General features: G+C 71.5%; 18 protein-coding genes and 1 pseudogene. 4 read left to right on the top strand and 15 right to left on the bottom strand.

Going from position 1 to position 19,720, the window contains the following annotated elements; translation table 11 throughout:
* Positions 1–8: 8 nt before the first annotated feature.
* From CV755_RS06550 to CV755_RS06525, 6 genes are all read right to left on the bottom strand, one after another.
* Positions 9–1,730: a PP2C family protein-serine/threonine phosphatase gene (locus CV755_RS06550; protein WP_109279203.1), complete on the bottom strand. Its 1,722-nt coding sequence runs from the start codon at positions 1,728–1,730 to the stop codon at positions 9–11.
* The gene (locus tag CV755_RS06545; protein WP_109279202.1) at positions 1,717–2,778 is read right to left on the bottom strand and encodes a SpoIIE family protein phosphatase; all 1,062 of its coding nucleotides are present in this window, start codon (positions 2,776–2,778) and stop codon (positions 1,717–1,719) included. Before CV755_RS06545 ends, CV755_RS06550 begins: the two co-directional genes overlap by 14 nt.
* Positions 2,778–3,221, bottom strand: a complete 444-nt coding sequence (locus CV755_RS06540; RefSeq protein ID WP_109279265.1) for an anti-sigma regulatory factor — start codon at positions 3,219–3,221, stop codon at positions 2,778–2,780. The genes CV755_RS06545 and CV755_RS06540 overlap by 1 nt, the downstream gene beginning before the upstream one ends.
* Entirely contained in the window at positions 3,221–3,634 is a 414-nt protein-coding gene (locus CV755_RS06535) for an STAS domain-containing protein (RefSeq protein WP_109279201.1), read from the bottom strand. Before CV755_RS06535 ends, CV755_RS06540 begins: the two co-directional genes overlap by 1 nt.
* A complete protein-coding gene (locus tag CV755_RS06530) occupies positions 3,631–4,509 on the bottom strand; it encodes an STAS domain-containing protein (RefSeq protein ID WP_109279200.1) in 879 nt (292 codons plus the stop codon). Before CV755_RS06530 ends, CV755_RS06535 begins: the two co-directional genes overlap by 4 nt.
* A gap of 147 nt (positions 4,510–4,656) precedes the next feature.
* The gene (locus CV755_RS06525) at positions 4,657–5,823 is read right to left on the bottom strand and encodes a PP2C family protein-serine/threonine phosphatase (protein ID WP_109279199.1); all 1,167 of its coding nucleotides are present in this window, start codon (positions 5,821–5,823) and stop codon (positions 4,657–4,659) included.
* A 211-nt stretch (positions 5,824–6,034) separates the two neighbouring features.
* On the opposite strand from CV755_RS06525, the gene CV755_RS06520 reads away from it, so the two are divergent.
* The gene (locus CV755_RS06520) at positions 6,035–6,469 is read left to right on the top strand and encodes a MarR family winged helix-turn-helix transcriptional regulator (protein WP_109279264.1); all 435 of its coding nucleotides are present in this window, start codon (positions 6,035–6,037) and stop codon (positions 6,467–6,469) included.
* Between the two features lie 298 nt (positions 6,470–6,767).
* Here CV755_RS06520 and CV755_RS06515 read toward each other — a convergent pair whose 3' ends face one another.
* Together CV755_RS06515 and CV755_RS06510 are read right to left on the bottom strand one after the other, a co-directional pair.
* Positions 6,768–8,372: an SDR family oxidoreductase gene (locus CV755_RS06515; protein WP_109279198.1), complete on the bottom strand. Its 1,605-nt coding sequence runs from the start codon at positions 8,370–8,372 to the stop codon at positions 6,768–6,770.
* A 314-nt stretch (positions 8,373–8,686) separates the two neighbouring features.
* The gene (locus tag CV755_RS06510; RefSeq protein ID WP_109279197.1) at positions 8,687–8,857 is read right to left on the bottom strand and encodes a hydrophobic protein; all 171 of its coding nucleotides are present in this window, start codon (positions 8,855–8,857) and stop codon (positions 8,687–8,689) included.
* 139 nt (positions 8,858–8,996) lie between these two features.
* On the opposite strand from CV755_RS06510, the gene CV755_RS06505 reads away from it, so the two are divergent.
* Complete coding sequence (locus tag CV755_RS06505; protein WP_109279196.1) at positions 8,997–9,170, top strand: CsbD family protein; 174 nt, start codon at positions 8,997–8,999, stop codon at positions 9,168–9,170.
* A gap of 134 nt (positions 9,171–9,304) precedes the next feature.
* Here the strand turns inward: CV755_RS06505 and CV755_RS06500 are convergent, their stop codons facing one another.
* The 7 genes and pseudogenes from CV755_RS06500 to CV755_RS06470 form a co-directional block, all read right to left on the bottom strand.
* The gene (locus CV755_RS06500; protein ID WP_241561011.1) at positions 9,305–9,706 is read right to left on the bottom strand and encodes an STAS domain-containing protein; all 402 of its coding nucleotides are present in this window, start codon (positions 9,704–9,706) and stop codon (positions 9,305–9,307) included.
* Positions 9,707–9,868: 162 nt separating this feature from the next.
* Positions 9,869–10,180 carry an STAS domain-containing protein gene (locus tag CV755_RS06495; RefSeq protein WP_109279195.1) on the bottom strand — a complete coding sequence of 104 codons (312 nt, stop codon included), beginning with the start codon at positions 10,178–10,180 and terminating at the stop codon, positions 9,869–9,871.
* On the bottom strand, positions 10,180–14,337 hold the full coding sequence (locus tag CV755_RS06490) for a SpoIIE family protein phosphatase (protein WP_109279194.1): 4,158 nt from the start codon (positions 14,335–14,337) through the stop codon (positions 10,180–10,182). The genes CV755_RS06495 and CV755_RS06490 overlap by 1 nt, the downstream gene beginning before the upstream one ends.
* Positions 14,338–14,645: 308 nt before the next feature.
* Complete coding sequence (locus tag CV755_RS06485) at positions 14,646–15,488, bottom strand: RNA polymerase sigma factor SigF (RefSeq protein ID WP_422070508.1); 843 nt, start codon at positions 15,486–15,488, stop codon at positions 14,646–14,648.
* A gap of 117 nt (positions 15,489–15,605) precedes the next feature.
* Positions 15,606–16,076 (bottom strand): annotated as a pseudogene (locus CV755_RS06480) (glutamate synthase-related protein); the annotation flags it as partial.
* A 196-nt stretch (positions 16,077–16,272) separates the two neighbouring features.
* Positions 16,273–17,316 carry a ribosome small subunit-dependent GTPase A gene (rsgA, locus tag CV755_RS06475; protein WP_241561009.1) on the bottom strand — a complete coding sequence of 348 codons (1,044 nt, stop codon included), beginning with the start codon at positions 17,314–17,316 and terminating at the stop codon, positions 16,273–16,275.
* Between the two features lie 180 nt (positions 17,317–17,496).
* Complete coding sequence (locus tag CV755_RS06470) at positions 17,497–18,651, bottom strand: YihY/virulence factor BrkB family protein (RefSeq protein ID WP_109279191.1); 1,155 nt, start codon at positions 18,649–18,651, stop codon at positions 17,497–17,499.
* 123 nt (positions 18,652–18,774) lie between these two features.
* On the opposite strand from CV755_RS06470, the gene CV755_RS06465 reads away from it, so the two are divergent.
* The gene (locus CV755_RS06465; RefSeq protein WP_109279190.1) at positions 18,775–19,368 is read left to right on the top strand and encodes a GNAT family N-acetyltransferase; all 594 of its coding nucleotides are present in this window, start codon (positions 18,775–18,777) and stop codon (positions 19,366–19,368) included.
* The gene (locus CV755_RS37080; protein ID WP_422070507.1) at positions 19,265–19,546 is read left to right on the top strand and encodes a putative leader peptide; all 282 of its coding nucleotides are present in this window, start codon (positions 19,265–19,267) and stop codon (positions 19,544–19,546) included. Before CV755_RS06465 ends, CV755_RS37080 begins: the two co-directional genes overlap by 104 nt.
* Positions 19,547–19,720 lie beyond the last annotated feature (174 nt).

Genomic DNA, 19,720 nt, shown 5'->3' with positions numbered 1-19,720 from the left:
GTACCCCGTCAGCAGCCCGGGGGCGGCATGGTGCGGCACAGCAGGAGGCAGACGTCGTCGTCCCGCTCGGACTCGTGCACAAGGGGTTTGAGCAGGGACTCGGCGCACGCGTCCAGGTCTTCCAGGCCGGTGTCGGGCAGTGCGGCCAGGGTCTGGACGAGCAACTCGATGCCGGCGTCAATGCCGTCGCTACGCCGCTCGACCAGGCCGTCGGTGTAGAGCACCAGAGTCGAACCCGGTGCGATCTCGGTGGTGCGGTCCTGGTACTCGAAGGGGACCGGCACGCCCAGCATGACCCCGGGCTTGTCCTCCACCACACGCACGGCGCCGTCGGGAGCGCGGACCACGGCCGGCGGGTGGCCGGCGGCGGCCCAGGTCACCCGAGGGTCGCCGGGCCTGAAGCGCGCGATCATGGCGGTGGCGTAGAGGTTGGGCTGTTGATGGCAGAGCATGCGGTGCAGCCGGGTGAGGATCCGGGCCGGGCTGGTCTCCTCGACGGCGTACGCGCGCAGGGCCGTACGCAGCTGGCCCATGATGACTGCCGCGCGCAGTCCGTGTCCGGTGACGTCCCCTATGACGGTCAGGAGACTGCCGTCGGGCTGGAAGAAGGCGTCGTACCAGTCACCGCCGATGTTGAGGCCGCGGGTCGCGGGCAGGTACCGGGCGGCCAGGTGCAGGCCGTCGGCTGTGGGCAGGTCGGTGAGCTGGGCACGCTGCAGTTGCTCGGCGGTGTCCCGGTGTTGCTCGAAGCGCAGTGCGTTGTCCAGGGCGATGGCGATACGACGGGCCAGTTCCAGCAGCATGATGCTGGTGTCGGCGTCGAAGCGGTCTCCGGGTGCCGTAAGGGTCAGCACGCCCAGGGTCCGGCGCACGGCGAGGGGGATGCACAGCAGGGGCCGGTCCGGTGACAGGGCGGAGGGTGGGAGGTCGTCGGTGCCGGGCAGGCCGCCGGGGTGCGGTCCGGCGTGCTGGGGGCGGTCGGTGCGGGCGGCGGCCACCGTAGCGGCGGAGTGGCGGCCGTTGCCGGACTCCTGCTCGTCCTCGTCGAAGAGCCATACCTCGACCCGGCTCGCATACTCCGGAACGAGCAGTCCGGGCAGACGGCGCAGAATGTCCTCGTGGTCGAGCGACGCGGTGACCACCGCGCTGGCGTCGGCGAGAAAGGTCAGCAGGCGTCGTGCCTTCTCCGCCTCGCCGCGCGCGACCCGTTCGGCGTGGAGCAGCTCTCGCTGAGTGACCGCGGCGGCGTCCAGTTCCGCGTGCATGGCAAGCACGCCCTGGTTGGTCTGGTGCAGTTCCTCGCGGTGGAGACGGAGCAGCTCCTCCGTCTCGTCCAGCCTCCGCAGAACGGCCGCCGTCTCCTCGTCCGCGGTCAGTAAGACCTCGGCCGACAGGGAGTCGTCGGGATGTTCCGGGAGAGACGGACGGGTCGTCGCGCCGGGCCAGGAGAGAGTGAGGTGCCATGGCGCTGTCCGTCCCGCGGCCGGCCTGGCCGGCCGTACGACGACCGCTAGGCGCGCGGGCGTGTCGGGACCCGGTTCGCGGACGGTGAGGCCGAGCTCCGCACCGCCTTGTCCGAGAGACTCCCGCAGCTGTGCGGTGAGGGCGGTGAGGAACCGGGCCCGTTCGATCTCGGGCGCCCCGAGGGAGGCCGCGAGGTGCCCCACGAGGACCCGGGCCCGGGCGGCCTCGGCGGCTGTGGTGATCTTCCGGGCGTCAGACGGGATCATTGGGTCGGTCCACGGAGTCGGAGGCCAGGACGGCCACGCTGGTGTCGTCGCGCACGGGCCTTGCGGAGCTGCTGGCATCACGGAGGATGGTGGCCGCGATCACCGCCGGGTCACGGGTGAGGAGACCGGGGTCCTCGGGCGGTGCCCATCGGCTGGGCAGCCCGTCACTGTGCAGGACCAGCAGGCTGCCCGGCCGCCAGGGCAGGCGGCGCACGGGCACGGTCGCCGGGAACTGGGCGCCGACGATGCCCGGGTGGGAGATGAGGGACTCCCATGAGTCACCGGTGTACAGGCGGGCCCTGATATTGCCGACGCCGGCGAATGCCAGTTCGCCGGCCTCGGTGTCCACCTGGGCCACGGCCACCGCCGCGCCACGGGTGGGCCTGAGGGCCGGGTGCATATGACGCAGGATCTCCTCCGGTGGCAGGTGTGCCGAGCGGTGCAGGTCTTCGACGGCCGCGCCGGACGCGTGCGCTGCCCGGGCACCGTGGCCGAGGCCGTCGGCGAGCATCAAGGTCAGGCGGGTGTCCGTCCGGGCGCAGCTCCAGGCGTCCCCCGAGTGCTCCGCCCGGCCGAGCGGTACGTTGATCCCTCCCGCCCTCGGCGCCGGCCGTCCCCGCTCGCGGCGGGGAGCGGGTTCCTGATCGACGCGGGCGACCGCGATCGTGCCCCGGGGAGTGCTGTAAAGGTCGAACGCGCTGGAGATGCGCCGGCAGGTACCCAGGCCGGCGCCGAGCGACGCCTCGCTGGTGGTGTAGCCGTCCTGGACGGCCGCGCCGATGTCGCGGATGCCGGGGCCGTAGTCGATGGCGGTCAGCTGGAGTCCGGGGGTGCGCGTGATGGCCCCGGGCCGGTCGAGCAGGCCGATCACGATGCGGCCGCCGCTCGCGTGCTTGACCAGGTTGGTGGCCAGTTCGGTGGCCACCAGGGCGGCGACCGCGGTGCGGTGCGGGCCGAGACGGAGGTGGGCGCCGGCCGCCTCGGCCGCCACCCGGACGTCCCGTACGCGGGTGGAGTCGTATACCGGAATGTCCCAGACGCGGGCCATCACAACCCCGGGCGCGCGGTGGGTACGCCCGGGGCCCAGGCGGTGACGGTGACGGTGGTGCCCCGGCCGGGTACGGTGTCGATCCCGAACTCGTCGACAAGGCGTCTGGCTCCGCTGAGGCCGAGCCCCAGGCCGCCTCCGCTGGTGTATCCGTCGGTCATGGCCAGCTCGACATCCCGGATGCCGGGACCGCTGTCGGCGAAGGACAGCCGCAGCCCCCGGGTCACGCCCCGGGTCACCGGTGTGACATCCACGTGCCCGCCGCCGCCGTGGACCAGGGTGTTGCGGGCCAGTTCACTGGCGGCGGTGACCAGCTTCGTCTGCTGCACCAGTCCGAAGCCGAGGTCGGCTGCGCACTGGCGGACCTGCTGGCGTACCCATGCGAGGTCGGCGTCCGAGCGGATCGGCAGCCGCGCCGCTGTCACGGGGCCGGGGACAGCCATCATGTCCCCCTCTGGCATCGGTCCCAGGTGCCCGGCTCCGCCGCCTGCGCAAGGAGTTCCCGGGCACGTTCGACGTCCAGCGCGGTGGTCAGCCCGGGCAGGGTGAGCCCCAGCTCGACCAGGGTGATGGCGACAGCCGGCCGCATACCGGCGACGACCGTACCGGCCGCCAGCAGACCGGCGCTCGCCGCGATCTCGGCAAGGACCCGCCCGAGGAACGAGTCGACGATCTCCACACCCGAGATATCGATGATCACGCCGACCGCCCCGCTGTCGGCGATGCGGCGGCTTATGTCCTGCTGGAGTTGCTCGGCCATCCCGTCATGCAACTCCCCCTGCAGACTGACCAGCAGGGTGTCCCCCAGTGCCAGGATCGGCACCGCGGTCGGACGGCCCGGGAAAAGTGCGGTCACCGCGTGCTCGCCCGGGGAGAAACCTCGATGCCCAGCCGGCTGAGCGCGTAGGCCAGGGCGTCGGCCAGTGAGGCGCGGGTGAGGACCGGACTGAGATCGATGCCGAGCTGCACAATGGTCTGCGCGATCGCCGGGCGGATGCCGGAGACAATGCACTCGGCGCCCATCAGCCGCGCGGCGGCCACCGTCTTCATCAGGTGCTGCGCGACCAGCGAGTCGACGGTGGGCACCCCGGTGATGTCCAGGATGGCGTACTGGGCACGCCGGGCGACGATGCCTTCCAGCAGGGACTCCATGACGACCTGGCTGCGGGCGCTGTCCAGGGTTCCGATCAGCGGTACGGCGACGACGCCCTCCCAGAGGCTGATGACCGGGGTGGCGACTTCGAGCAGCTGCTGGCGCTGCCGCTCGATCAGCTCCTCGCCCGAGGTCAGGGCCGTCTGCATCACCACCAGACGCAAGGTGCCCATCAGGGCGGTGAACGCCAGCAGGCCCTCGGCCGCCTCCGGGGCAGCGGGGTCGGGGGACTCCGCCCGCAGCAACTCGGCGACCGGCGACCGCAGGGCGGCTACCTCGTCCGCGATCCGGGCCGGGCTCGCCCCCATCCGGGTCCATGCGTCGGTCATGCGTCCCAGCTGGTCACGCACACTGTCGAAGCCCGACGAGGTGATGTCCTCCAGCCGTCCGGACGAGGCGACGCCGGCCAGCGCGTCCACAACGGCCTTGCACGCCTCGACCGCTTCTTCGCGGGAGACCGTGAAGACCGTCCGGAAGAGCGGCGCATCGGCCCAACGCTGAGCGATCTGCTCCCGGCGGAGCTCCAGAAAAGCTCCCAGCCGACGCGCCGTCGACTCGACCGTCTCTTGCTCCGACACCTTCGTTGCCTCCTCTGCACCAGGCCGCGGACGGCCACATTCCAACGGCAATTATTGTCTATTGGCAAACGTTCAAGGTCGAGAGGGTGCACAAACCACACGACATCGCCACATATCGTTCGACGGGAACCGGCGGTCCGGCCCCGGTCAGCGTCCGTGCCAGTCGAGGCAGACAACGAGCGCGTCATCGCCGGCCACGGAACCCCCGCGGTAGCCGGTCAATTCCCGCAGGATGGCGCGCGGGACCTCGGCGGCCGGCAGCAGCCGAGTGGCCTGGATCGCCCGGGTGAGCGCCATGTCGCCGTAGGCCTCGCCCTTGGGGCCGGCGACCGCGTACACCCCGTCGCTGACGAAGACGAGCCGGTCACCGGGCTCGGCCCGGAAATCCTGGGCCTTGTAGTCGGTCTCCTCGAACATGCCCAGCGGAAGCTGCGCTTCGAAGGCGACGCGTTCCACCGTGCCACCGCGCAGCCGCAGCAGCCGCGGCGAGCCGGCGTCCACCACCTTGGCCCGGCCCGTCGCCAGATCGAAGTCGATCATCAGCACCGACAAGTGGCAGCGGCCCCGGTAGTGGCCGTACACCGCCTGGTCGGCAAGGGCGGCCTGGTCATCAATGGCGAGCCCGGCGCGACGGGCGTTGCGCAGAGCGTTGATGGCCAGGTTCGTCAGCAGGGAGGCCTCTATACCCTCACCCATGCCATTGGTGACATACAGCGTCAGGCGGTCGGCCGTGGCGGACCAGTCGAAGTTGTCGCCGAAGATCGCGTACGCCGGCTCCAGCTGCGCACCCAGGTCGTACTCGGGGCCGGAGCAGGAGCGCCCCGGCAGCAGCTGCCACTGCATCTCGGCGGCCAGCGTGAGCCGGTCCTTGCGCCGTGCCTGCAGATAGACATCGGTGTCCCGCTCGGCGACGATCACTTCGTGGCCCAGCACCTGCGCGATGTCGCGGAGTTCGCCGAGCAGGTCCTCGGCCCCGCCTTCCGGGAGGGTCACGGACAGCACCCCCAGCCGGTCCCCGCGCACGCTGACCGGCAGATGCACTCGCCGGCGGCCGCCGGGGGCGGATTCGACGACCGGCTCCTGCGCCCCGAAAGCACGTCCCGCCACAGTGGTGTGCACGGACACCGGCTCCACGGTGTGCGGCGGCACCGCCACCGGCTGGAGCACCGTCAGGCCGTAATCGGCCATCAACAGCTCGACGGACTGCGCCCCGTACAGCTCGGCCAGCACCCGGCGGACGACGTCGAGCAGCTCATGGGGGGCCGCGGTGCGCAAAGCCCGCTCAGCGGCCACATATCTCGTGGCGGCGGTCATGGATCTGTTCATGATGGCAAACACACCAATCCTTTGGCGGACACTCACACCGGCCTCGCTCGCGACGAGGCCGGAGCCGCGCCAAGCCGTCCAAACCAAACCATCTGTAGCTGATGCGGGCGCCTAGTACGCTGGCAACCGTCCCAGTGCCTGCGAGAGTGTGACAGTGGCCGCCTTCCGTCCCCGCCCGGAACCCGTCGAGGTCGCCCGAGTGACCGCGACGGCTGGAGAGTTGCTGGAAGTCCTCTGGGGCCGCGCCTCCACCGCACCGGCCTCGGCGTCGCAGATGCGGGTGCTGTTGACCCTGGAGCACCAGGACGGTATCAACCTGCGCACGCTGTGTGACGCCCTCTCCTCCGCCCCGCCGGCCACCAGCCGGCTCTGCGACCGGCTGGTGGCGGCCGGCTTTGTCGAGCGTGTGATCGGCAAGACGGACCGGCGCGAGGTCCGGCTGCACCTCAGCAGCCGGGGCCGTGCCTTCCTCGACGACCTGCGCGCCCGCCGGGAGCAGGAGTTGCAGACGGTGCTGAGGCTTATGCCGGCCGGCAAGCGAGCGGCCCTGCTGGAGGGTCTGGAGGCGTTCAGCGACGCGGCGGCGCTGCGGATGCGCGACAAAAGTACGCACCCCGGCGACCGCACGGCCTGAACGCCGGCTTGCGCCACCGGGACGTTCCGCATCGCTCCGTATGCGGTACGAGGGGTACTTCCTCGGTCTGATGTCATCGTTGTCCCAACGGCGATGGATGGTCATGGATGGTCGGGGCCCTTCTTGGCTTCTGATACCCCGGGATGCCGGGGGCCCGACTGTGGGGATCGCCTCAAAGCGGGTGGCCGCGCGACCTGGCCGGTCCTCCTGACCGGTCGTACGGACCGGGACGACCGGGACTACCGGGACTACCGGGACTACCGGGACTACCGGGACGCGGCAGGGGCGCGGCGTCTCGTTACGGTCCTCCGTCGGCGCGGCGCTTGTGGATGCGGTGCGGCCGGCGGCCACGGCCGGCCCGGCGGGGTACGGGGTGGCCGGGCCGGTCCCGGGCGGCGGCGCGGACGACATTGCGGGCCATGCCCGCGAAGACGACCGCGTGAAAGGGCGAGACGCTCCACCAGTACAGGTGACCCAGGAGTCCGCGCGGGTGGAACAGCGCCCGCTGCCGGTACCGCACGGGCCCGTCGGCGTTGCCGTCCACCCGCATCTCCAGCCAGGCCACGCCGGGCAGCCGCATTTCGGCGCGCAGCCGCAGCAGCCGGCCGTACTCGATCTCCTCGACCCGCCAGAAGTCGAGGGAGTCACCGATCCGCAGCCGCCGGGCGTGCCGCCGGCCCCGGCGCAGGCCGACGCCGCCGACAAGGCGGTCGAGCCAGCCGCGCACCGCCCAGGCCAGGGGGAAGGAGTACCAGCCGTTCTCCCCGCCGATGCCCTCGATGACCTGCCACAGTGCCTCCGGCGTCACCTCCGCCTCACGTTCCCGTACGTCGGTGTACAGACTGCCGCCCGCCCAGTGCGGGTCGGTCGGCAAGGGGTCGCTGGGGGCGCCCGGCCAGGAGGCCGAGGACCAGCGGGTGGTGACCCGGGCCTCCCGGACGCGCTGCAGCGCGAGGGCGACGGCTTGGTCGAAGCCGAGCGGGTGACCGGGCGGGCTGGGCAGGTACCGTTCGATGTCCCGTTCCCGGCAGACCACCTCGTGGCGCAGTGACTCGGTGAGCGGGCGGGCGATCGCCGCCGGCACCGGAGTGACCAGGCCGACCCAGTGGCTTGACAGAGCGGGTGTGAGCACCGGCACGGGCAGCACGAGCCGCCGGGGCAGTCCGGCGGCGGCCGCGTACCGCCGCATCATCTCCAGGTAGGTGAGCACCTCCGGGCCGCCGATGTCGAAGGCACGGCTGACGTCGGGGGGCAGCCGGGAGCAGCCCACCAGCAGACGCAGGACGTCCCGCACCGCGATGGGCTGCAGACGGGTGTGCACCCAGCGCGGCGTGACCATCACCGGCAGCCGCTCGGTGAGGTAGCGCAGCATCTCGAAACTGGCCGAGCCGGAACCGATGATGACGGCGGCCCGCAGAACGGCGGTCGGCACACCCGAGTCGAGCAGGATGCGGCCCACCTCGGCACGGGAGCGCAGGTGGGGGGAGAGATCCGGCTCCGGGACCCCTTGCGGGGTCAGTCCGCCGAGATACACCAGGCGGCGGACGCCGGCCCGGCGGGCCTGCTCACCGAAGACCCGGGCCGCCTCGCGGTCGGTCCGTTCGAAGTCGCGGCCGGTGCCGAGCGCGTGCACCAGGTAGTAGGCCACGTCCACGCCGTCCATCGCCCGCGCCACCGACGCGGCGTCGAGGACGTCTCCCTGGACGACCTCCACCCGGCCGGCCCATGGGTGGTCGCGCAGCTTGCGTGGCGTGCGCGCCAGGCACCGCACCCGGTATCCGGCGTCCAGCAGGTCGGGCACGAGCCGGCCGCCGATATAGCCGCTGGCCCCGGTGACCAGACAGGTCGCCCCCGGGGTCCTCGTCCCGGTCCCGGCCGTCGTTCCGGCCGCCTTGTCCGCCACGGGTACCTTCCCGTCCTCACTCGTGCGCCGGTGCGCCGCGTCGCGCTCCCCTCCACCCCCACAGTGCGGGATGCGCGCCCGGGTACGCCCTGTGCGCGCGGTGACCGGGTGACGTCCGCTGCACGGTACGGGCCGCCGCGCGCGGGCGGCCCGTACCCCGGCCCGGCGCGGTGCGGGCGCCCGGATATGCGAACACCACGACGAGCGGGGGCTCGTCGTGGTGTTCGGCAGCGGGCCGCGCAGCTGCCCCGGACCCCGGGGCCGTCACCGGCGGCGGCCTGCCGCCGGGGACGGGTGACGGGACCTCGGCCGGGTCACCATCGGTACCAACGGCCGCGACCGCCGCCCGCGCCGGTGGAACGCATGACAAAGCCCAGAAGCCACACCACCAGGACGGCCAGGGCCACCCACCAGAGGATCTTGATGGCGAATCCGGCACCGAAGAGAATCAGGGCGAGAAGCAGAACAAGCAGCAAGGGAACCATGGTTGTCAACCTCCTGACCGCCCATGTGCCCTGCGAACTCCTTCCCATGCCGGGTCATCGCCTTGTTTGCGCAGGGGAAGTCGGGGCACGCGCGGGTTACCGCGACAGCGGCACACGGGCGCAGGAGGAGGCGGGTTCCATGACTGCCAATGAGAAGGCAAGGGCGAAGACCGAGCAGGCGAAGGGCAAGGTCAAAAAGGTCCTGGGAAACGCTGTGGGCAATGACCGCATGGCCGCCGAGGGACGGGCGGAGAAGAGCACCGGTGACCTCCGGGAGGCCAAGGAGAAGGTCAGGGACGCACTCAAGCCCTGACGTCACCTCATCCTCAGCGGCGTAAAACGGGCCTTCCCCCTCGGGAAGGCCCGTTTTACGCCCGTTTCCGGCGGCCCCCGGCCGCAGGCAGGCCCCGCCGGGGCGTCAGGCCGCAGGCGGGCCCCGCCGGCGCGTCAGGCGGACGTTCCCAGGCCGGCACCGCGGCTGCCCGGAGAACCGTCGGCGGTCCGGCCGGCCAACGCCGCGTCCACCGTGTCGTGGATGGGCAGCAGCTCGGAGATGCCGGTCATGGTCAACATTCGCATCAGCCGGCCGGGAACGGCCGCCAGGCTGAGCGAGCCGTCCGCCTCGCAGGCCGAGTGAAGGAGTCCGATGAAGGTGCTCAGCCCGGTGGAGTCCACATAATCGACTCCTGCCAGGTCCAGCACGATATGCGGAATACCTCGGTCAACGACGGACAGGACGCGTCCGCGCAGCGTGGACCCCGTGTGCAGATCCACATCTCCTGCGACGCTGACGATGGCGATGCGTTCCCTGGGGTACCGCACGGTCATATCAAGGGTGTCGTCGGTCACGCGGTCATCACTCCTGGCCGAGGTGCTCTGATGCTGCGGTGGTGGGGGTGGCGGCTCCGGCGGTCCGGTCCGGGGCGCGTCGGACGCCTGGGCCGAGGGCGGAGCGTTTCTGTCCGTCCGGACGGCGGTGACCGGCCGAAACGTAGAACACCGGACGGCCGGTCATGGCCCGGACGCGTGGTCGGGTTCCGGATACTCGACGGTTACCAGGTCAGCGAGGCCCGAAACGGTCAGGACGGGCTCCAGCAGCGGCGTGGTGACCAGCCGGAGCCGGTCCGCGTGGGCGAAGAGCACGCTCAGCCCGGCGCTGTCCAGGTACTCCACCGCCGTCATGTCCAGCACCAGCGGACCCGAACCGGCCCGCAGGGCTTCGGCCAGTGAGCCGGCATTGCTCATGTCGATCTCGCCGCTGACCGTGAGCTGTGGTGTTCCGTCCGGGTGCCGGCCGGGCGCAAGGGTGAGAGAGGTGGACATCAGGCGATCCTCATCTGCATATGGACGGTGGTGCCGCCCGGGCCGGGATTGATGGTGACGTGCTCCATCAGCGCCGTCATCAGCGCGACTCCCCGCCCCCGGTGGGCGCCGGGCTCGGGCTGCGGGGGCTTCCAGCGGCCACTGTCGGCGACGGTCAGGCGCAGGTCGTCAACGAGCGCCTCGGCGCGTAGCCGCACAAGTTCCCCCTGGGCGTGCCGGTGTCCGTGCTCGATGGCATTGGCGCACGCCTCCCCGACGGCGACGAGAACGTTCTGCAGGGCGTCCGGGGGGAGGGCGCACTGGCCGAGCCAGTCGCGCAGTGCCTTGCGGACCGGTGCGAGCTGGGACGACTCGGCCGGGAAGGCCACCTCCAGCGGCGCCGGGTGGCGGTACAGCAGGAGAGCGACATCGTCGTCGTACCCTTCCGGCGGCGCGAGCCGGGCCATCACCTGGGTGGCGAGGTTGTCGAGGGGCACACCGCGGCCCTCCTGCAGGGCCTCCGCGGCCTGGTCGATCCCGGCCGTGAGCGGGCGTCGGCGGCGTTCGACGAGGCCGTCGCTGTACAGCAGGAGCGTGGACCGCGGCGGCAGGGTGCACCGGCCTTCCGGACGCTGCCTGCCCGGACGTACCGCAAGCGGCAGCGAGCGCCCCTGGTCCAGCAGCCGCGTGGTGCCGTCGGACTGCGCGACGATCCCCGGCGGGTGACCCGCGCTGGCATAGGTCAGCCGGCCCGTGCCGGGGTCCAGGACGGCGCAGAAGACGGTGGTGCACAGGGCGCCGGGAACGCCCGCGGCGAACCGGTCGAGGGCCATCAGCGTCTGTGCGGGGCCCGGCTCCTGCAACAGCAGCGCGCGGCACGCGCTGCGCAGCTGCCCCATTACGCTCGCCGCCTCCAGTCCCCGCCCGACGCAGTCACCGACGACGATGCCGATCCGCCCGTCGGGCAGCGCCACCGTGTCGTACCAGTCGCCGCCCACCTCCAGCGGAGGGGTGGCGGGCTCGTAACGGACGGCGAAACCCTCGGGGAGTCGGTCCGGACCCAGGATGGCCCGCTGCAGGGCGATGGCCGTCTCACGCTGCTGGTCGATCTGGTGGGCCCGCACCAGTCCCTGTGCGAGATGACCGGCCAGCAGGGACAACAGCAGCTGGTCCTCGGAGGTGAAGGGCCGGTTCTCTCCCAGGTCGATCCAGAGGGCCAGCGGGCCCTCCGGGTGCTCCAGGAGCACTCCCGCACCGCTGCGGTGGGCGACCGGGGTGAGCGGAACCTTATGGCGCAGGGCGGCGAGCGTCTCCCGGCGCTCGGCGGGCAGCTCTTCCCAGCGCAGGTCCGCCTCGGTGGCCGTCACCGCGGGCACCTCGCCCCGGCCGAATACGGCGGCCACCACGCTTCGCGCCCGCCACAGGCCCTTGAGCCGGCCGAGAGCGCCGGACAGCGCCTCGGGCAGACTGGTGGCCCGGGAGAGGGAAGTGCTCAGTGCGGCCAGCGCCGACTCGCGCTGGATGGCGTAGTGCTCGGCGGTGACGTCGCGGAAGGTGCCGACCGTCACCTCACGCCCGGTATCGGGGTCCCGGGCCTTGTTGAAGGTGGCGGTGATCCATACCCGGTGGCCGTCCCGGTGGGTCACGGGGACGGTGTACGAGCCGTGTGCGCTGCCGAGGAACCCGGTGAAGGCATCGCTGACCTGACGGTGCGCCTCCAGGTCCGTCGCGGCGTCCGGCCACCAGGGGTGCGTCGGCCGGTACGGCAGACCCTCGGGGCCATAGCCGAGGATGTCGGCGAAGGCCGTGTTGATCTCGACCACGGCCCCGGACTCGTCACAGACGAAGAACGCCTCCTGGAGGGAGTCGATGAGCGCGCTGCGCCAGCGGGCGTGATGGGTACGCAGGCGGGCGAGTTCGACATTGGCGCGGACCCGGGCCAGGAACTCGGCCGCGGCGAAGGGCTTGACCAGGTAGTCGTCGGCACCGGCCTCCAGTCCCTCGATGGACGCCTCCTGCCCGGCCCTGGCGGACAGCAGCAGCACGGGCACCGACGCCGTGCGCCGGTCACCACGCAGCCTCGACACCAGTTCCAGCCCGTTCAGCCGGGGCATCATCACATCGCTGACCACGAGATCCGGGGCTTCCCGGCGAACGGCCCGCAGGGCTTCCGCCCCGTCGGTGACCGCGGTGACTTCGTAGCCCGCCCCGGCGAGGATGCGGGTGAGGTACTCCCGCATATCGGCATTGTCGTCGGCCACCAGCACCCGGGCCCGGGCGTCACTCGCGCCCCGCGCCGTCACCTCGGTCTCGGCGCGCACCACGGCGTCGCCCGGCCCGCCGTCGCCGGGCAGCCAGCGCATGGCCTCCACCACATACGGGTCGGCCGTGACGGAAGCCGCGGTGCTCCCCGCTTCCGTCACCACGGACTCGGCGGGCAGATGGGCGCTGCCGAAGGGCAGGCGGATGGTGAAGGCCGTCCCCACGCCCTCGCTGCTCTCGGCCGTGATCGAGCCGCCGTGCAGACCCACCAGCTCCTGCACCAGGGCCAGCCCGATGCCGCTGCCCTCGTTCGAGCGGGAGCGGGCGTTCTCGATGCGGTGGAAACGCTCGAACAGCCGGGGCACCTCCGCCTCCGGCACCCCGGTCCCGGTGTCGGCCACACAGACCACCGCGTGCCCGTCCGCCGCCCCCACGCTCACCCGGATCGAACCGTCGAAGGTGAATTTCAGGGCGTTGCTCAGCAGGTTGAGAACCGACTTCTCCCACATGCCGCGGTCGATGTACACCGGCTCGGCCAGCGGCGGGCAGTCCACGTCGAAGACGAGTCCGGCCTTCTCCACGGCCGAGCGGAAGACGCTCGCCAACTCGGCGGTGACCGCGGCCAGATCGACCGGTTCATAGCGGGCCTGCATGCGGCCGGCCTCGATGCGGGAGAAGTCCAGCAGCGTGTTGACCAGCTTGCCCAGCCGCAGCCCATTGCGGTGGATGACGTCCAGTTGCTGCCGCACCTCGTCGTCCGGGTCGGCGAACCGGTTGCGCAGCTCCTCCAGAGGTCCGGTGATCAGGGTGAGCGGGGTACGGAACTCATGGCTGATGTTGGAGAAGAAGGCGGTCTTGGCGCGGTCCAGCTCGGCCAGTTCCTCGGCCCTCCGCTGCTGCGCCTCATAGCTGCGTGCACTGCCGATCCCCGAGGCGATGTGTCCCGCCGTCAGCTCGACGAATCCGCGGTAACCGTCGTCCAGCAGCCGGTAGCGGTTGAGGGCCGCCACGAGGAAACCGTAGGGCACACTGCCCTGCTGCAGCAGCGGGACCACGAGTGCCCGCACGGGTGGTTCGGACCAGTCGCCGCAGGGCAGCCCGGCGAAGTCCGCCCCGTCGAGCGGGACGACGACCGCCTCCCCGCCGGCCGGGACCGCGGCGGGCCACAACGCGCCGGGGTCGTCCGCCGACAGGACGGCCGGGGCGGCCCGGTGTCCCGGTTCGATGCCGGTCGCGCCGGTGAGCCGAGCGGTTCTCCCGTCGAACAGATAGGTAAGGGTGAAGGGCAGATCCTTCCGGTTCCGGTCCAGCTGCCGGTCGGCGAAGGCCAGAACCTCCTGTTCGGTACGGATCACGCTCGGGTCGGAACCGAGATCGCGGAGCGTGGCCATCCGCCGCTCGCCGATGACCCGTTCGGTCTCCTCGCTGACCACGCACAGCATGCCCACGATGTCACCGGCATCGTCCCGGAGCGGGCTGTAGGAGAACGTGTGGTACGTCTCCTCGGTGTAGCCGGAACGCTCCAGGAACAGCAGCAGGCCCTCGTCCCAGGTGGCCCGGCCGGTGCTGAGGACGGTCCGGATGCGCGGGCCGATGTCGTCCCAGATCTCCGACCACACCTCGCGCGCCGGACGGCCCAGTGCCCAGGGGTACTTCCGGCCCAGTGTGTCCCGCCGGTAGGCGGCGTTGCAGAAGAAGGTCAGCTCCTCGCCCCAGGCCATCCACATGGGGAATCTGGAGGAGAGCAGAATGCTGACGGCGGTGTGCAGGCTCTGCGGCCAGCCCTCCGGCGGGCCGAGCGGGGTGGCCGGCCAGTCCACGGCGAGGAGATCCGCGCCGACCTCGGGATCGCCGGTGAACAGCCCGCCCGGGGAGGCCGATGGCGCCCCGCGCCCGGCCTCGTTCGCACACGACATGCGCCACCTCCCCGATTGGTGCCTGCCCACCGCCCCGGGCCCCGGATCTCCCAGCCCGCGATGCCCGGCGTACCCACTGGCCTGACCCTCGAACCGCCGAAGCCCTGCGTTCCGCCGTACCGGCAATCGCCGTCCCACACGATAGTCGAGCCGTTCATGAACCGGGATGAACTACCGCTGGGTGCCAATACCGTTGGAACTCGCCGGAACACCGCGACGGTGACATCCCACCGGTGACACCCAGGCGTGCGCCCCGCTTCCGCCGCTCCCGCGGCGGGCGCCCGTTGCGGCGGGGCGGGCTCCCCCGCTCAGTTGGTGCTGAGCATGGCCTCGCGCAGGCCGGCCAGCAGCCGGCTGATCAGCCGGGAGACATGCATCTGGGAGACGCCCAGGCGCTCGGCGATCTGGGCCTGGGAGAGTTCCTCGACAAATCGCCAGTGAATGATCCGGCGGTCCCGTTCGCCGAGTTGGGCGATCAGCGGGGCCAGCGCGTGGAAGTCCTCCACCAGGCCGAGGGCGGCATCCTCGTCCCCGATGAAATCCGCCAGCGCGGCCTCTCCGTCCTTACTGCTGCTGAGCTCCGCGTCCAGGGAAGCCGACTGGTAGCCGTTGGAGGCCAACTGGGCCTCCACCACCTCCTCCTCGGGCAGGCTCATCAACTCGGCCAGCTCCGCGGTCGTCGGCATACGGCCCAGCCGGCTGCTCAACTCCTCCTTGGCACGGGCCAGTTGCACCCGCGCCTCCTGCAGCCGCCGGGGCACATGGACCGCCCACGAGGTGTCCCGGAAGAACCGCTTGATCTCTCCCACGATGTACGGCACGGCCAGGGTGGTGAACTCGACCTCGCGGGACAGCTCGAACCGGTCGATGGCCTTGATCATGCCGATCATGCCGACCTGGACGATGTCCTCCATCTCCTCGGGGCCCCGGCTGCGGAACCGGCCGGCGGCGAACCGGACCAGGGACATATTCATCTCGATCAGTGTGTTCCGCACATACTGGTACTCCGGCGTCCCTTCCTCCAGCACCGCCAACTGACCGAAGAAGACCTTGGACAGCTCCCGGGCGTCCTTCGGCGCGATCCGGGACGGATCCGCGATCTCCGGAACGTCCGCCATCCGCTCAGCGGCCCGCGCGGTCATCGTCGCCATCATGCGCCCCTCAAATCAGTCAGCCTTGCCCGGGCGCCGGTTTCACCGGCGCAGGCGTCTGCCTACCCCGTCCGCCCGCACGCATTCCCGGTTGCGCGGCCCGGCCCACGGGTCGCGTCACACCTGGAAGCGATCCGGGTCGGCGGCCTTCCAGTCCGCCGCCCGGGCCGCGGGCGGCTCGGCGAGCAACTGCCCGGGCTCCAGCCACTCGTACCGCTCCGCGTAGGACCGGTCGGTGGTGGGACCGACCCGCCGGCGGAGCATATGCGGGCGCAACTGCGCGGGATCGGTGACCCCCATGGAGGCCATGATCTGCAACGCACCGGCCACGGTGGCTTCCTGGAAGCGCCGCACGCGCGGCGTCTTGTCCCGGACGTCCAGCGCGCGGGCGCGCCAGGGGTCCTGGGTGGCGGCACCGGTGGGACAGGTATTGGTAGGGCATCGCTGGGCCTGGATGCAGCCCACCGCGAACATCATCGCCCGCGCGGAGTTGCCGTAGTCGGCGCCCCGCACCAGGCGTTTGACCAGGTCGCTACCGGTTGCGATCTTTCCGCTGGCCCCGATCCTGACCCTCACTCGGCACCGTGCTCACCCGCCACCGGCCCGGTGCCGGGCGGCGGCCGCCGGACCGGGGAACGGCCACCGGCCCGGCGCGCTCACCCCCGGCGCGCTCACTGCTTGCGGTGTTCGGCCCGTTTCGGGGGCTGTGGCCGCCCGGGCTGGATGCGCGAGCGTGCGTCTTCGGGCGACAGGAACCGGGCCCAGCGCTCGGGGAATTCGGGGGTTACTGGTGGCGTTTGCGGGCGCGGCGGAGTTCCGCTCGCAAGCGCGCGTCCGCGCGGGCGGCCAGGCGGCGGTTCTCACGGAGCAGCTTGCGGTAGCTGTCCAGGCGGCGTTCGGCGAGGGCGCCGTCGGACACCGCCGCCCGTACCGCGCACCCGGGCTCGCTCTCGTGCGCGCAGTCGTGGAAGCGGCAGCCGGCGGCGAGTTCCTCGATCTCGGCAAAGGTGCGGGTGACGCCGGAGTGGGCGTCCCACAGCCCCACGCCGCGCAGGCCGGGAGTGTCGATAAGCACTCCCCCGCCCGGCATCAGCAGCAGGTTGCGGGTGGTCGTGGTGTGGCGGCCCTTGCCGTCCCGGTCCCGGATCGCCTGTACCTGCTGGGCCTCGGCACCGGCCAGCGCATTGGCCAGGGTGGACTTGCCGGCGCCGGAGACGCCCAGCAGGGCGCAGGTGCCGCCGGCGAGCACGGCGGCGAGCTCTCCGATGCCACTGCCGGTCTCGGCGCTGACCGCGAGGACCCGGGCGCCCGGCGCCACGGCCCGGGTGTCGGCCAGCAGATGCTCCAGCACCTGGGGCCCCACCAGGTCCGCCTTGGTCAGCACCAGGACCGGTTCCGCGCCGGACTCCCAGGCCAGGGCGAGAAAGCGCTCGGTGCGGCCAAGGTCGAGGTCGGCGCTGAGCGGTACCGCGATCAGCGCCCGGTCCACATTGGCGGCCAGCACCTGGCCCTCGGAGCGCTTGGAGGAGGTGGAGCGGACGAAGGCGGTCCGCCGTGGCAGCAGGGCCCGGATCTGGAGCTCGGCCAGGTCCACGGCCGCCCAGTCGCCGGTGCACATGATGTTCAGCGGGTCGCCGGTGGTGACATGGGCGGTGCCGGCCTGGAGGGTGCGTGGCCGCGGGCCGTCGGCGACGACCACATCGCAGCGGCCGCGGTCCACCCGGACGATGCGGCCGGGGGACACGGAGGGCGCGGCGTGGGTCGCGAAGCGGTCAGCGAAGTATGCGTCCCAGCCGTAGGGGGTGAGCGGATGCGGCTCGGTGATCACTGTGATCCTTCAGGAGGGAGGGTGAGAGTTGCTGCTTGTGAATGCGGGCGGCGCCCGTGGTAACGGCAGTCATCCCGTTCTCACCTCCTGTGGTGGTGTGCGTGCGAGCGCGACTCTAGGCGCGGGCGGCGGCGGCCCGCGACCGGTTTTCCCGGCGCGGGCCACCGCCGCCCAGCCTGCTCACCGCTTGCGGTGTTTGGCCCGTTTCGGCGGCTGTGGCCGCTCGGGCTGGATGCGCGAGCGTACGTCCTCGGGGGGCAGGAACTGGGCCCAGCGCTCGGGGAATTCGGAGGGCGGCTCGCGGTCCGCGGGGTCGTCCTCCAGCTCATGGACCAGGGCCAGCGCGGCCCGTTCCGCCGCGGCCTGGGCGGCGACCGCCTCCTTGCGCCGGTCCACCTCGGCGCGGGCGGCGGCGGTGGCCACCGAGGGCCACACCCGGTCGATCGCGGCATTGACCGCCGCCCCCACCAGCACCGCGAAGGCGGAGACCCCGATCCACAGCAGCACCGCGATGGGCGCGGCCAGCGAGCCGTAGATGGTGGGTCCCTCGATGGTGTGAGTGAGGTAGACGCGCAGCAGGAAGGAGCCCAGCACCCACATCCCCAGCGCCACCCAGGCCCCGGGAATGTCCTCCTGCCAGGGCGAACGGACCGGCACCGAGACGTGGTAGAGGGTGGTCAGAAAGGCGATGGACAGCCCGATGACCACCGGCCAGTACAGCACCCACATCACATTGGCGCTCCAGGGCACCATGGTCACCGCCGTCTCGGGCCCGGCCACCAGCAGTGGCAGCACCAGGGAGCCGATGAGCAGGGCCACCATGTAGAGCAGGAAGGCCAGCAGCCGGGTGCGTACGATGCCGCGCTTGCCCTCCAGCCCGTACATGATGGTGATGGTCTCCACAAAGACATTGACCGCCCGGGAGCCGGACCACAGGGCGATCACAAAGCCCAGCGAGACGATGTCCAGCCGCCGGCTGCCCTTCTCCACATCGTTGAGCAGCGGCTGGGTGATCTCGGTGACGCCCTTCTGGGAGAGCACCGCCGTGGACGCCTTGATGATGTTCTGCTGGAGGCCGGTGATGGTGTGGGTGCCGAACCAGTCGTCGAGGTAGCCGAGCAGGCCGACCAGGGCCAGCAGCAGTGGCGGCAGTGACAGCAGGGTGAAGAAGGCGGCCTCGGCGGCGAGTCCGGTGACCCGGTACTCCATGCATGAGTTGACCGTGTCCTTGAGCAGGAGCCAAGCCAGCCTGCGTTTGGAGACATTTCGGTACAGGGCGCGTGCCCTGTGGAGCCTGCCGGTGCCTTGACCGGGTGGTTCGTTTGCTGCCTGCACGGCCTAACCGTATCCGCCGCCAAGGGGTCGGTTCATCCGGCGGCCCGCAGGCCAGGCGGCCGGCCGGGGCCGGTGGGGGAGGTTCCGGGCGGCGCCGGGAAACCGCGTGATTGGGTGAGGATCATGAGTAACAGGACCATTGCCGTGACCACATGGTCGTTGCAGATGACCTCGCCGGAAGAGTTCACCCCGGCCGCCGGGCCCGGTGCCCCGGACGGGGTCACCATCGCCCGGGCCGAGGTGCCCGCACCGGAGTTCAGCCGGTTTCTCTACACCGCCGTGGGCGGCGATCTGCACTGGACGGACCGGCTGCCGTGGACATACACGCGCTGGCAGGAGTTCCTGCGGCGGCCGGGGGTGGAGACCTGGGTGCTCCATGAGCACGGCACCCCGGCCGGCTATATCGAGTTGGAGGCCCAGCCCGAAGCGACGGTGGAAATCACCTACTTCGGGCTGCTGCCCGCCTTCCGCGGCCGCCGTCTCGGGGGCCTGCTGCTGTCCTTCGGCACCGCCCGGGCCTGGGATCTGGCCGAGCGCTGGCCGGAGTTGGCACCCACCCGCCGGGTCTGGGTGCACACCTGCAGCAAGGACGGCCCGCACGCCCTGGCCAACTATGAGCGGCGCGGCTTCAAGGTCTTCGACATCAGGACCGAGGACGAGCCCCAGGCGCCCACCCCCGGCCCATGGCCGGGCGCCTTCCAGGGCTCCGCCGGGTAGCGGGACCGGTAAGCCGTCTCATATTGCAAAACTTAGTCGTTCACCATACGGACAACTGTGGACTGGCCGGAGCACCCCATGCCACGCTTCGGTCATGTCCCGAGCTGGAGTTGCCTTGGTGAGTCGGCGTCACGTCGATCTCGTCCGCGTGTCCAGCGCCATCTGTCCGGCGCGCTGACAGCCTCAGCCCCGCCGTTCCCGCCCGCCGTCCCCATCGCCGTGGACCGGCGGCCCTTCCCCGCGCCTCGCCTCGCCCCGGCCTTCCGCGCCCGGCAGCGCATTTGGCATATCCGCAGGTCATCCATGGGGTGACCTTGCATGGCCGCGCGCTGCCCCAAGGCCCTTGACCGGA

The sequence above is a fragment of the Streptomyces orinoci genome, assembly GCF_003121295.1.
GTDB classification, from domain to species: Bacteria; Actinomycetota; Actinomycetes; order Streptomycetales; family Streptomycetaceae; genus Streptomyces; species Streptomyces orinoci.
Note: the sequence above shows the minus strand (reverse complement) of the source record. Positions and strands in the feature narration are given on the sequence as shown.

Excerpts from the sequence above, each read along its gene's own strand:
- CV755_RS06490 (WP_109279194.1), bottom strand. The coding sequence starts at position 14,337 with ATGTCGTGTGCGAACGAGGCCGGGCGCGGGGCGCCATCGGCCTCCCCG.
- CV755_RS06545 (WP_109279202.1), bottom strand. The coding sequence starts at position 2,778 with ATGGCCCGCGTCTGGGACATTCCGGTATACGACTCCACCCGCGTACGG.
- CV755_RS37080 (WP_422070507.1), top strand. The coding sequence starts at position 19,265 with ATGAGCGGCGCGGCTTCAAGGTCTTCGACATCAGGACCGAGGACGAGC.
- CV755_RS06510 (WP_109279197.1), bottom strand. The coding sequence starts at position 8,857 with ATGGTTCCCTTGCTGCTTGTTCTGCTTCTCGCCCTGATTCTCTTCGGT.
- CV755_RS06465 (WP_109279190.1), top strand. The coding sequence starts at position 18,775 with ATGAGTAACAGGACCATTGCCGTGACCACATGGTCGTTGCAGATGACC.
- CV755_RS06505 (WP_109279196.1), top strand. The coding sequence starts at position 8,997 with ATGACTGCCAATGAGAAGGCAAGGGCGAAGACCGAGCAGGCGAAGGGC.
- CV755_RS06550 (WP_109279203.1), bottom strand. The coding sequence starts at position 1,730 with ATGATCCCGTCTGACGCCCGGAAGATCACCACAGCCGCCGAGGCCGCC.
- CV755_RS06485 (WP_422070508.1), bottom strand. The coding sequence starts at position 15,488 with ATGGCGACGATGACCGCGCGGGCCGCTGAGCGGATGGCGGACGTTCCG.
- CV755_RS06540 (WP_109279265.1), bottom strand. The coding sequence starts at position 3,221 with ATGGCTGTCCCCGGCCCCGTGACAGCGGCGCGGCTGCCGATCCGCTCG.
- CV755_RS06525 (WP_109279199.1), bottom strand. The coding sequence starts at position 5,823 with ATGACCGCCGCCACGAGATATGTGGCCGCTGAGCGGGCTTTGCGCACC.
- CV755_RS06495 (WP_109279195.1), bottom strand. The coding sequence starts at position 10,180 with ATGTCCACCTCTCTCACCCTTGCGCCCGGCCGGCACCCGGACGGAACA.